This window comes from Phyllobacterium myrsinacearum (assembly GCF_002980555.1).
Taxonomy (GTDB): Bacteria; Pseudomonadota; Alphaproteobacteria; order Rhizobiales; family Rhizobiaceae; genus Phyllobacterium; species Phyllobacterium myrsinacearum.
The window spans coordinates 32,616-45,083 of sequence record NZ_PVBT01000008.1 but is presented as its reverse complement, the minus strand read 5'-3'; the positions used below and the strand labels follow the sequence as shown (position 1 = coordinate 45,083).

At 60.2% G+C, this 12,468-nt stretch carries 11 protein-coding genes; 3 read left to right on the top strand and 8 right to left on the bottom strand.

Translation table 11 applies throughout. The annotated features are described in order from the left end of the window. Position 1 precedes the first annotated feature (1 nt). Complete coding sequence (locus C5750_RS22195) at positions 2 to 895, bottom strand: SDR family oxidoreductase (RefSeq protein WP_105736875.1); 894 nt, start codon at positions 893 to 895, stop codon at positions 2 to 4. A 124-nt stretch (positions 896 to 1,019) separates the two neighbouring features. Between C5750_RS22195 and C5750_RS22190 the strand changes: the two genes are divergently transcribed. Continuing rightward, positions 1,020 to 2,000, top strand: a complete 981-nt coding sequence (locus C5750_RS22190) for an AraC family transcriptional regulator (RefSeq protein WP_105736873.1) — start codon at positions 1,020 to 1,022, stop codon at positions 1,998 to 2,000. On the opposite strand, the gene C5750_RS22185 is transcribed toward C5750_RS22190, so the two are convergent. Then, positions 1,983 to 4,742 (bottom strand): autotransporter domain-containing protein, encoded by a 2,760-nt coding sequence (locus C5750_RS22185; protein WP_105736871.1) that lies wholly within the window; start codon positions 4,740 to 4,742, stop codon positions 1,983 to 1,985. The two genes, C5750_RS22190 and C5750_RS22185, sit on opposite strands and share 18 nt — an antisense overlap. Before the next feature lie 341 nt (positions 4,743 to 5,083). On the opposite strand from C5750_RS22185, the gene C5750_RS22180 reads away from it, so the two are divergent. Further along, complete coding sequence (locus C5750_RS22180) at positions 5,084 to 5,701, top strand: LysE family translocator (protein WP_105736869.1); 618 nt, start codon at positions 5,084 to 5,086, stop codon at positions 5,699 to 5,701. A gap of 21 nt (positions 5,702 to 5,722) precedes the next feature. On the opposite strand, the gene C5750_RS22175 is transcribed toward C5750_RS22180, so the two are convergent. Beyond that, positions 5,723 to 6,385 carry a response regulator gene (locus C5750_RS22175; protein ID WP_105736867.1) on the bottom strand — a complete coding sequence of 221 codons (663 nt, stop codon included), beginning with the start codon at positions 6,383 to 6,385 and terminating at the stop codon, positions 5,723 to 5,725. 193 nt (positions 6,386 to 6,578) lie between these two features. Between C5750_RS22175 and C5750_RS22170 the strand changes: the two genes are divergently transcribed. Further along, a complete protein-coding gene (locus C5750_RS22170; RefSeq protein WP_245421209.1) occupies positions 6,579 to 8,228 on the top strand; it encodes a hybrid sensor histidine kinase/response regulator in 1,650 nt (549 codons plus the stop codon). A 15-nt stretch (positions 8,229 to 8,243) separates the two neighbouring features. Here the strand turns inward: C5750_RS22170 and C5750_RS22165 are convergent, their stop codons facing one another. The 5 genes from C5750_RS22165 to guaA form a co-directional block, all read right to left on the bottom strand. Continuing rightward, positions 8,244 to 8,597, bottom strand: coding sequence for a hypothetical protein (locus tag C5750_RS22165; RefSeq protein WP_105736863.1), 354 nt, complete (start codon positions 8,595 to 8,597; stop codon positions 8,244 to 8,246). A gap of 144 nt (positions 8,598 to 8,741) precedes the next feature. Continuing rightward, on the bottom strand, positions 8,742 to 9,965 hold the full coding sequence (locus C5750_RS22160; protein WP_105736861.1) for a serine hydrolase domain-containing protein: 1,224 nt from the start codon (positions 9,963 to 9,965) through the stop codon (positions 8,742 to 8,744). 34 nt (positions 9,966 to 9,999) lie between these two features. Next, a complete protein-coding gene (locus tag C5750_RS22155) occupies positions 10,000 to 10,368 on the bottom strand; it encodes a DUF1048 domain-containing protein (protein ID WP_105736859.1) in 369 nt (122 codons plus the stop codon). Positions 10,369 to 10,370: 2 nt separating this feature from the next. Further along, positions 10,371 to 10,688, bottom strand: a complete 318-nt coding sequence (locus C5750_RS22150; RefSeq protein WP_245421208.1) for a PadR family transcriptional regulator — start codon at positions 10,686 to 10,688, stop codon at positions 10,371 to 10,373. Between the two features lie 213 nt (positions 10,689 to 10,901). Further along, positions 10,902 to 12,464, bottom strand: a complete 1,563-nt coding sequence (gene guaA, locus C5750_RS22145) for a glutamine-hydrolyzing GMP synthase (protein ID WP_105736855.1) — start codon at positions 12,462 to 12,464, stop codon at positions 10,902 to 10,904. Positions 12,465 to 12,468 lie beyond the last annotated feature (4 nt).

The window sequence follows — 12,468 nt, the reverse complement described above, 5'->3', positions numbered from 1 at the left end:
CTCACGTTTCGAAATAGCGCAGCCGGTCGAGATCGGACATCAGCCCGGGCCGGTTGGGCTGCCAGTTCAACAATTCGCGGGTGCGCGTGCTCACAGCATGCGCATTCATACCGGCAAAGGCGGCAAACCAGCCGAAATGTTCGGCCGCCGCCTCGGGGGTCTTGGCCACAACAGGCACATTCAGCCGGCGGCCGATCAGGGTGGCGATGTCCTTGAACAGCACGCCCTCCTCGGCAACCGCGTGATAACGGTCGCCGCCGGTCCCCCGCTCAAGAGCAAGCCGGTAGACGCAGGCAGCATCCAGCCGGTGCACCGCAGGCCAGCGATTGAGCCCTTCACCGACATAGGCCGACACGCCTTTTTCGCGCGCGAGGCTGATGAGGTGCGGTACGAAGCCATGATCGCCATCGCCATGGACCGACGCCGGAAGACGGACCACCGACGCCCGCACGCCATCCGCTGCCAGTGCCGCTGCGGTCGCTTCCGAAACGCGGGGCACAGCCGCGGAGGCCGGGCCGGGCAGATCTTCTTCAGTCGCCGGGCGGTCCCGTCCCAGATGCGCCATTCCCGTGGTGACAAGCAAGGGGCGATCAGAACCTTTGAGCACCGCGCCCAGCGTTTCGATGGCACGGCGGTCCATTTCGCAGTTCTGCGCGAATTTCGAGAAATCATGATTGAACGCGGTGTGGATCACCCCATCTGCGGCAGCAGCGCCATCGCGCAGGCTTTGCAGATCATCGAGATTACCGCGGTGCGCCTGCGCGCCGAGGGCGGCAAGCGATTTGGCAGCCACGTCCGTGCGGACAAGGCCCAGCACCTGATGTCCGGCCTTGACGAGTTCCTCAACGACAGCAGAACCGACAAAGCCCGTGGCGCCAGTAACGAAGACACGCATTCCACTTCTCCATTTTAGTATGAAATCGCCGCAGTCGCGGCCCGTTGTCGAGAAGATAGGCGTTTGGAGAAATACGATCTATGCTGTATTGTCCGCATTATCTTCGCAATCGTCCGGAATGACCATGGATCCGCTCTCCGATGTGCTGTCGCTGCTAAAACCGCACAATCATATGTCCGCCGGTTTCGATGCCGGAGGCGAATGGTCGGTCCAGTTCCCCGAAAGCCGGGACAGCATCAAATGTGGCGCCGTGGTCTCCGGCCAATGCTGGCTGTCCGTGGACGATGTCGCCGATCCCGTGCGTCTGGACACGGGAGACTGCTTCCTGTTGCCGCACGGGCGGCCGTTTCGCCTGGCAAGCGATTTGACTTTATCGTCCGTCGAGGCCGTCACGGTTTTTTCCGCTGCGCGCAATGGTGGCATCGCCGTGCACAAAGGCGGCGGCGATTGCTTTCTTGTCAGCAGCCGTTTTGCCCTGACCGGCAATCATGCAAGTGTGCTGTTGGGGATGCTGCCGCCGATCGTGCATATCCGCAAAGACACCGATCAGTCCGGGCTGCGCTGGCCGGTGGAACTGATGATGCGGGAGCTGCGCGAACGGCGGCCGGGCGGCTTTCTCCTGGTGCAGCACCTCGCTCATATGATGCTGATCGATGCCCTGAGGCTGCATCTGGCCGGAGGATTGCAAGGCGGTGTCGGCTGGCTGTTCGCTCTGGCGGACAGGCAGATGGGCGCGGCGATCGCTGCCATGCATGAGAAACCGGCGCACCACTGGACATTGCAGACGCTGGCGGAACGGGCCGGCATGTCGCGCTCAACCTTCGCCCTTAAATTCAAGCAGACCGTCGGAAAGTCCCCCATGGACTACCTGACACGCTGGCGCATGCTGCTGGCTGGGGACAGACTGCAGAATTCAAGCGACCCGGTTTCCGCCATTGCGCTTTCGCTGGGTTACGACTCCGAAAGCGCCTTCAGCACGGCCTTCAAGCGGGTCATGGGCTGTTCGCCGCGCCAATATAGCCGTGACGGGAATGCCGCCTCATCGCAGGAAAGCCCCCTCGGCTTCCCTCTCATGCAGCCTGCCCTTTCAGAATCGCCAGCTTAGATCCCCGCGCACACCATGCGCCTGCACCGCCGATGACATCTGACCGGTATAGGAAACACCCAGCGTGACAGTCTTCGTCACCGAGAAATCCAGTCCGGCTTCGGCGATAAGGGCATCCCGCGCCAGGGGCGAACCTTCGACCTGGAATGGCGCCCCGCCGGCAAGGGTGGCTGTCGTGCCTGGAGACATATCGCCAAAGGCATGCTGCCAGCCGAGCATTCCCCTGACGGTCAGCTTTGCCGCGTCACCGACGGGAATATCCGTTCGGGCGCGCAGGCCCAGCGTCGTGAAGACGTTGTCGTCATTATCGCTGCGGGATTTGAGCCCTGCCGTGCCGCTTTCCCCAATGTTGCCGGTGTGAAGGTTCACATAGGCGAGATTTGCGAAGGGCTCAAGCGCCACACGATTGTAATGGAAGGCGTAGCCAGCCTCACCGAAAACCTGCACCGTTCTCGCATCGTAGTCGGCTGCGGATGCACCAAAGGCCGTGGAGCGGCTTGTTTCCACCTTGTGCCACGTATGGGCCGCGCCGAAACGCAGGGCCAGAGCATCCGCCTTGGTTCCGGCATAGGCAGCGATCGTGTAGCTATCGACCGATGCCGACGACGCGCGCGCCGGAGCATCGAGCGTACTGCTGCCATATCCTCCGGCAAAGCCCGCGCGCCATGACTGTCCGAATTCGCCATCGGCCCCCATATAAAAGCCGCCCGACGAGCGCTCAAGCTTGACCGCATTTGCATCGCCCGACAGATGTCCCCATGAACCATAGGCCTGCCCCCAGACAGCCGAGGAAGCATCGGGTGCGGCGGGAATCTGGCCACCCGGCCCATAGGCCAGAAGCGGCATTGACGCGGGGGCGCCATCCCCCGACGCCGCGCGCAGACGCGTGGAGATGACATCCCGGGCAAACCGGCTTTCGTCAAGCATTGCCGATTTGACGCTCGAATGGATTTCACCGGAGAGCGAGTCGAATATTGTCCGCGCATCATGGGCATTCGCCCCGATGATCAGGTCGTAGATGGATGCGGCGGGATTGTCTGTCCCGGCAGTACCGGACAGCACCAGCCCGCCGAGACTTTCCACAGCGGCGCCCACCAATCTCTGGTTCTTCGTCGTGCCAATATCGGCAAAAGCCGTCTTGTTCCGCAAAACGCTCAGATAGACATTGGTGGCGTCATAGCCGAGTGTCAGGTCGAGGAAGGCATAGTCAGCCTGGACACGGCCGAACGTTCCGGTGAGCCCGCCGGAAGCAAGGATCGTGTATCGGGCATCACCGCGAAATGTGCCCGGATTGAGAAAAGCATCAACCGTGCCGCCGTCGAGCTGCGCCGCACCGGTCACGTCGACACGGCTGGTACCCTCCGCTGCGCCGATCTTGACCCGCATGCTGGCATCCACGGATTGGTGATAGTTTCCATCGATTGTCAGCGTGCCACCGGCGCCGCCCCAGCCGCCATAGACGATGCCCTGGTTGTCGACATTCCCGTAAATGATGCCGTCTCCGGAAAGGGCCCCGCCACGGCCTACCAGCGTATCGGATGCGATACTGCCTGCCAGCGCCAGAGTACCGCCATCAATCCGGGTTTTGCCGGCATAGGTGCTGTCGCCAAACATCAACAGCGCGCCATCGCCTGATTTGACCAAGCCGCCTGCACCGGTAATGTCGTTAAACCATCGGCTCTGACCACCGTCAAATTTGACGTTGAAATCGCCCCAATCAAATTTCCCCGGCCCGAGCACGGCGCGACCGGCATCGAGAAGCCCGTATCCGTAGACATCATCCACGCCGGGAGCGCCAATGTCGAAGGCGGTCCCTAGCAGGACCTGCCTGACCTGATCCATCGTCATGTAGGGGAACATCTGTTTGACCAGGGCTGCGGCACCGGCAACGTGCGGCGCCGCAAAGGACGTTCCGCTGATCTCCTGATACCCGCCTCTTCCGTCTACGGTCATGACGGCGTCTGCGGGCGCGGCCAGACACCAGTTTTTGGCAACACCACACTGATTGCCATATTCATAATCATAACCGGTGACTGCCAGCCAGCCGCGTTCCAGCTCCGGAATGAGATAGGGCAACCCAGCGTTCATGGAGGGCTGGCTACGACTGTCGTTGCCGGTTCCCCAGATCAGCAGGGTGTCGTTGGCTACGGCGTGCCTGTACGCGGCGATTTCGGCCTTGTACCTCGACGAGATGACATCCGGCGCATAATCCGTGATTGCAGCTTCTAAGCCGTAGCTGTTGTTGATGATATGCACGTTGCGGGAAACCAAACCATATATTCCCGCGATGGCAGCCTTTGTATCGATATACCCGTCTTCCTCTTCAGCATTCACGGCAACGATCGTCGCGCCTGGCGCAACGCCATGCATTCCCTTGCCATCCCTGTTTGCTGCAATCACACCTGCGACCGCAGAACCATGTGTCACCGAGCTTGAATCGACATACCAGGGCTTGTCGGGCTGGACGGTGATACCCTCATCATAGCGTCCGGCAAATTCGGGGTGATCCCTGGCAAAGCCTGAATCGATAACGCCAACCTTGACGCCGCTGCCGTCCACGCCCATGGCATAGGCATAATTGGCTAAAATGTAATCGAGCCAAAACTGAGCCTTGTACTCCGGTGTCCGCCATGTCTCTGGATCGGTGGGATCGCCTGCCGTTTGCGCGAACGCTGTCCCGGAAAAGCACACGCTCAAAAACAACACGGCGACGTGCTGCCGGCACTTGCTGGCAAGTTTCATGGTCGTTTCCCCCAACTCCACCGTGCCCCCCTGGGAACGACAGCACAACTTCTGATTGTTGGAGGGATATAGTCCAGCGATTCAATCAGCCATACGGCATTTGCCGTATTTCGTGCCCGGCATAGGAAGGGAAAGCCCCGCGCGTCTTCCGGTGCAGACTGTTAACCCTGCCGATTTGTTCCAGCGCCTGTGCTGTCGAAGTACGGCGAGTGCCGTATGTTCCCTGCGCATTTCCGGGCGTAATTGTCCCTCCGCATGATGTCATCGCTTGGTTCGATCACTCCTGATCGTCCAAAATCGCTCCGGACATGAGAGCGGTCCCATCTGCTGGAGGAATTGCCATGCTGCCGCTCGACCAATTGATGCCCTTTATCCTGGCAACCCTGCTCTTTGCCTGCATGCCGGGACCGGCGATTCTTTATATGACGGCACAGACGCTGACGCATGGAACCAATGCCGGGCTGAAGGCGGCCTGCGGCATTCATCTTGGCTGTTACGTGCATATTGTCGCGACCGCGCTCGGCCTTGCGGCGCTCCTCCACAGTGCGCCGCTGCTTTACACGATTATCAAGTTCGCGGGTGCCGCCTATCTCGTCTGGCTGGGCATCACCATGTTCATGGGCGGGAAAGAGCGGCACAAGGACAGCATTGCCATGGGTCCGGGCGTTTTCCGCGATAGTGTCGTCGTTGAGATCCTCAACCCGAAGACGGCCCTGTTCTTCCTGACATTCCTGCCGCAGTTTATCGACGCCAATCTGAGTGCTCCGGTCTGGCTGCAGTTCCTGCTGCTCGGCATGATCGTCAATCTGGCCTTTTCAGCGGCTGATGTTGCGGCGGTCGGCATTGCCTCCGTCACGTTCGGCCGCATGGCAAAGGCCGGATCAGGCTGGATTGTTCCAAAGGTCTGCGGTTCCATTCTGATTGGCCTGGGCGTCACATTGGCCAGCAGGAATATCTGATGGGGTCGGCCATGCCAGTGCTCAGCCCGCGGACAGGCCAAGACGGATGGCGTAGGCCGTCAGTTCGGCTCCACTATGCAGATTGAGTTTGCGCATGAGGTTTTCACGATGTTTGCGCGCTGTGAGCGGGCTGATCCCGAGACGCTCGGCAATATCACGGGTGGAGATGCCGTGAGGGATGAGGGTCAGGATTTGCTGCTCGCGCCGCGTCAGTTCGACGGGAGATGCTATGGAGGGTTTCGGCTCATGGAAGCCGTCCTGCCTGCCATGGTGGTCCACGGCAAAACGCACCTCTTCGGCAACGTAGGGCTCGCCGCAGCGCATGGCGTCGATGGCTGCCAGAAACTCCACCGCATCGCCGCTTTTCGTCAAGTAACCATTCGCCCCGGCTTCAAAGGCTGCACGAACGGAACGCGGTTCCAGATTTGCCGTCACAATCAGAATCCTCAGCCCCGGCCAGGCGGCGCGCACGTTCCTGATGAACTGAAATCCGTTCACGCCCGGCATGCCGAGGTCAAGAATGAGAAGATCGGCGGCCGTTTCCCGAAGCAGGCGCTCGACCGTGTCACCATCCGCAGCCTCACCCGCAACCGTCATGCCGTCGACCGTCGAAAGAAGAAGCTTGAGCCCTTCACGCACGATAGCATGATCGTCAGCAAGGATGACCCGCGAAAGCTCCAGCATAAGGTGTACCTTCTTGTTAAAAACCCGACGGCGTGCATCATGCTCGCATTTCCGGGCCAGAGTTAAAACAACAATGAGAATTGATCAACGTTTACAACCCCATCTTATCGATCTTTTATACCGGCAATCCTACGCAGTCTTATTTGCCAACTTCATTATCCCAGTCCCGGTTCTCTATGTTCTCTGGAGTTTTGTGGAGAACTGGCTTCTTCTATCGTGGATAGCAGGCATTTACTGCCTGACGATCGCCCGCGTCCTGACATCAAGACGCTATTTCGGGCGCCCTAAATCCGGCGTGGAACAATCCGGCGCGGCTTTATCGGCCTGGGCCTGGCGCTTCACAATCCTGTCCTGGGCATCGAGCGCATTGTGGGGTTTGCTTGGCTGGTTCGGGTTTTTATCGGCAGAACCGCAAATGCAGGCCTTCACCACGATCGTGCTCACCGGCCTGGTATGCGGCGCCATTCCATCGCTGTCTGCTTTTCCGCCGGCCTATGCGGGGTCGCTGATTGCCATGCTGCTGCCCATGGCCATCCGCGCCGTGACAGCGGAAGCAGCCATCAACGACGTCTACCTGGTGTTTGTTGTCTGCCTTGCCGGCGTCAATCTCTACTACAGCCGCGTGTCCTACAAATCGATGGTCGAGACCGTTCTGCTGCGTTTTGAGAATGTGACACTGATTGCGCAGTTGAAGGAAGAGCGGGACAGGGCGCAGGCGGCCGATCGCGCCAAATCGCGTTTTCTGGCTGCGGCAAGCCATGACCTGCGCCAGCCGCTGCACGCGCTCAGCCTCTTCAACTCGACGCTGGCCACGCTGGGCGAACGCGGCGACGTTCGCGGCGAAGACGCGCGCACGCTGGCAAGGAGGGTCAAATCGATCACGGGGAATCTCAGCGGCTTGCTGAATGCCCTGCTCGACATGTCGCGCCTGGACGCCGGCATCGTCACAACCGCAAGAGAACCCGTTTCACTTGCACGTTTGTTCGATGATCTGCATGACGAGTTCAGCGGAACCGCGCGGGAGCGCAATCTCGAATGGCGTCTGGTTGACCGGGATCTCTGGGTCTATACCGACCCGATGATGCTGCGGCGCATCCTCGCCAACCTGCTCACCAACGCCTTCAACTACACCGACCGGGGGAAAATCCTTCTGGGCTGCCGCAAGCGTGGTTCAAATGTCGAGATACAGGTGCTCGATACCGGCATCGGCATTCCTTCCGACCAGCAGGAAACGGTGTTCGATGAATTCTACCAGTTGAACAATCCGGCGCGGGATCGCGAGAAGGGCTTGGGGCTTGGTCTGGCAATCGTCCGCCGCACGGCGCAATTGCTCGGCCATCCCTTGCGGCTGGTGTCACGGGAAGGCCACGGCTCGATGTTCTCGATCCTTGTGCCGCTGACGTTACGCCCGCCTAGTCCTCTCCCCGCACGGCTGGCTTCGGTTTCCGGTGCGCTCTGCATCATGGTGGTCGATGATGAACCGGATATTCTCGACGCCATCAATCAGCTGCTGACGGTTCTGGGGCACACGGTTTATGCGGGAAAGTCGGCAGCGGCGCTGATGCGGCTCCATGCTTCGGCACCGGAACGAACACCGGTGGACCTGATCATCGCCGATTACCGCCTGGCGGCCGGTACAACCGGATTGGAGGCGATTGCCGACCTGTTCACCTACCTGACCTATACGGTTCCGGCATTTCTGCTGACAGGCGACACATCCCCGTCCGTCTTGAAACAGATATCCGAGAGCGGCCTGTACATGCTCAACAAACCCGTCGATGGCGACGCGCTCCAGGCCGCTATCGACAAAGCCGTGCAGCGGAACATGCTTCGTTCCAGCTAAGCCTCTTCAGATCAGCTACGAGGGTATGATACGGACCTTATATGCGCCAACTTTCGGGGAGGCGCCGGTGATCTGCAGCTCATTGTTCTCAAACTGCATATGCGAGGAGGTGACCCGGAATTCCGTATGGACAAAGACCGGGTTGAGCTCGCCCTTCTCGGCAAACCGCACCGACGAAACATCGTCGTCGCGAAAACTGAGATATACCCGGGTGTGTTCGTGCGCCAGCCGCGTGCTCTGGAAGATGACATCGGCATCGAAACGGCAGCGCTCGCCCCGATCCCTGTTGATGCCAAAATGCTCGATGAAATTGCCCATGGCCTCAAAATTCCTGGCTATTTCAGCAATATCCTGTTCGGACTCGTTCATGTTTGCTCTTTCGTCTGGTGCCGAACTCTAGGGTCAGGTTTCATGTCATGCCCGCGAGGGGCGACCTTACGGCCAGCGATTTCCTCTTACTCCTGACCGATTGCCGATACAACCTGTAACATCCGGGCTGCCGGCGAGCCCCGCCTAGCCGAGGCACTTTCTCACCGCCGCCGTCAGCCCGATGGCACGCGGATCGACCAGAGCGGCTGCCCATAGATTGGTGACATAGCCGAAGCCAACGCGAGCCTCGGGGTCGGCGGCGCCCAGCGAGCCTCCGCTGCCCGGATGGCCGAATGACGCCGGGCCGAGCAGTGCATGGATGGGCGGGGTCGCGCGCCAGAAGCCCAGCGACATTCTGAACAGGTTCTTCGTGTAAGGCAGCAGTTCTGCCGGCACGCCGTGCATGCGCGTGCGGTCGGTCTGGACGACCGACATCGCCGCCACCGTATCGGGCTGCAGCAGACGGGCTCCATCGACAGCACTCACCGTTGCCGCATACATGCGGGCCAGCGAGCGGGCATTGGTGAACATGTTTGCGGCGGGGAACTCCGCAGCCCGATAAGTCCGCGACTGCACATTCTCTTCGGTGAGGCCGCCCGCTGCCCCCGCCTTCATGAAAGCCGAACCTGGTCCATAGACATCCTTCACCAGGGCCGCAGCCACGGCGGGGTCCAGCCGCATGAGCTTGGCAAAATCAGCCACCAGGTCTTCCATGGAATTATACGGGAAAGGTGCCGCCTCGATCAGGGCAAGCCGTGTCTCGATCTCTTCGGGCAGGCCAATCCAGGCGGATAGCCCGAGAGGACCGGCGATTTCCTCGGCGAAAAATGTGCCCAAGGACCTTCCCGTGATGCGCCTGACAACCTCTCCGACAAGAAAACCATAGGTGACAGCGTGGTAAAGATGCTCCGTCCCCGGCGTCCAGAGTGGCTTCTGTGCCTCCAGGGCACGAATGAACGGTTCCCAGGCGCACGCCTCCTCGAATGTCACCGTCGTGTCGACATATGCCAGCCCGGCGTGATGGGAGAGCAAATACCTGACCGGGATCTCCTCCTTACCCGCCGCGCCGAACTCCGGCCAATAGCGGATGACGGGAGCGTCGAGATCAAGCTGGCCGCGCTCGGCAAGAAGATGGGCGCACATTGCGGTCGCACCCTTCGTTGTCGACGCCACGGCCACGACCGTATCGCGTTCCCACGGGCGCTTCTTCGCGCGGTCTGCCAATCCTCCCCACAGATCGACCACGGCGCGCCCGTCAACATAGACACAGCAGGCAGCGCCCAGGTCCTTTCCTTCCCGGAAATTGGCACGGAAAGTGTCCGCCACCAGTTCCCAGCCATTCTCGACCACACCATCGATATTACGCATCGCTTCGTGTCTCCTACGGAAATCCGTGCTGGTTTCACACCGGTTTGCTGCCTGCGACGCGGTCAATGGCGTCGACCAGCCGTTTCCGCTCCTTGTTGATCCACTGGCCCTCAGCGTAGTTCTGCAGAAACGTCTCCGCGAACTCGACGGGGTCCTCCCCGACGATCGCACGCACCGGGGTTCCGTTCGCCGCGCTCTGCTCGAAAAGATCAGCAAGATCCTCCAGCATCGTCACCAGGGTGTCACCCTTCGATATCGATCCGAAGTACATCAGATACCGGTCCAGCGCCGCGATCGCCGTGCGATGGTTCTCCGGAAGCTGTTCCGCACGCGCCTTGTACTGGCGGTAGCGCTTCTTCTGCTCGATCGAGCCTGTAATCTGTTCAATCCATCCGTTGGCCATGATTATTTCCTTTCTGTGCGCAGTTGTTCGAGCCGTTCCGTGAGGAAACTCCACGTCCTCCAGAACTCTTCGAGATAGTCCTGCCCTCGCGCATTGAGCGAATACACCTTGCGCGGCGGCCCCTTCTCGGACGGGACCTTCTCGACGTCGACGAGACCCTTTTGCTCGTTCCTGACGAGCAGGGCGTAGACCGTGCCTTCGGCGATGTCGGAAAAGCCCTGCTCCCGCAACCGCGCCGTGATCTCGTAGCCGTATGCAGGTTGCGCGGACAGGATCGCAAGAATGATCCCCTCCAGCGTGCCCTTGAGCATCTCCGTCATCTGTTTACTCATGGAAGACCTTTTCATGCTACTAAGTTATACTGACTACCAGTACATAGCATCACTAAATAGATATCGTCAAGCGCGACGGGCCGGGCGCAGCGGCAAATTTCTTTTTTCAATGGGTCAAAGCAAAAAGCACCGCCGCGCGCCTCTATGGCCGTGACGGTGCTTTGAAAAATTCGTCAAGCACGGGTAGCTAAGTGGGTTAAATCATTCCCACTCGATCGTCCCCGGCGGCTTTGACGTGACGTCATAGACGACGCGGTTGATGCCCTTGACCTCATTGATGATCCGCGTGGCAGCCTGACCGAGGAAGCTCATGTCGTAGTGATAGAAGTCGGCCGTCATACCGTCGACGGAGGTCACGGCGCGCAGGGCACAGACGAACTCGTAGGTCCGGCCATCGCCCATGACACCGACAGTCTGCACCGGCAGAAGCACGGCAAAAGCCTGCCAGATCACGTCATAGAGACCCGCCTTGCGGATTTCGTCGAGATAAACAGCATCGGCTTCGCGCAAAATTTCCAGCTTTTCGCGGGTGATGCCGCCGGGGCAGCGGATGGCAAGACCGGGACCGGGGAACGGGTGGCGGCCGATGAAGGAATCGGGCAGTCCGAGTTCCTTGCCAAGCACGCGCACCTCGTCCTTGAACAGCTCACGCAGCGGCTCGACCAGTTGCATGTTCATGCGCTCGGGGAGACCGCCGACATTGTGGTGCGACTTGATCGTCACCGACGGACCGCCGGTAAAGGAAACGCTTTCGATCACGTCGGGATAGAGTGTTCCCTGTGCGAGGAAATCCGCGCCGCCGAGCTTCTTGGCTTCTTCCTCGAACACTTCGATGAACAGGCGGCCAATGGTCTTGCGCTTCTTCTCCGGATCGGATTCGCCTTCCAGCGCATCGATGAAGCGATCCTGCGCGTTCACAAGAATGAGCGGCAGGTTGTAATGCTCGCGGAACATGGAGACGACATCGGCTGCCTCATTCTTGCGCATGAGGCCGTGGTCGACGAGGATACAGGTGAGCTGATCGCCAACGGCTTCATGGATCAGCAAGGCGGCGACGGAGGAATCAACGCCGCCCGAGAGGGCGCAAATCACCTTCTTGTCGCCAACCTGCTTGCGGATCGCAGCGACGGCCTGTTCGCGATAGGCGGACATGGTCCAGTCGCCCTTGATGCCGGCGATGCGGTGCACGAAATTCTGCAGGAGCTTGGCCCCGTCGGGCGTATGCACCACTTCCGGATGGAACTGCACAGCATAGAATTTCTTGGCTTCGTTGGCGATGGCCGCGAACGGCGCGCCGGTCGATGTGCCGACAACCTTGAAACCGTCGGGAATGGAGACCACGCGGTCGCCATGGCTCATCCAGACCTGATGCCGTGTTCCCTTGGCCCAGATGCCGTCGAACAGGGCGCACTCTTCCTGAATGTCGAGGAAGGCGCGGCCGAACTCGCGGTGATGGCCGCTCTCGACCTTGCCACCAAGCTGCGCGCACATCGTCTGCTCGCCATAACAGATGCCGAGAACCGGGATGCCCGATTCAAACACGGCCTGCGGCGCGCGCGGACTGCCGATATCCACGGTGGAATGCGGACTGCCGGACAGAATGACCGCCTTCGGCTTGATGCGGCGGAATGCTTCGTCAGCGGATTGGAAAGGAACGATCTCGGAATAGGCACCAGCTTCGCGCACACGGCGTGCAATCAGCTGCGTTACCTGGCTGCCGAAATCGACGATGAGGATTGTATCGGGATGAGTGGGTGTGTTCATGGCG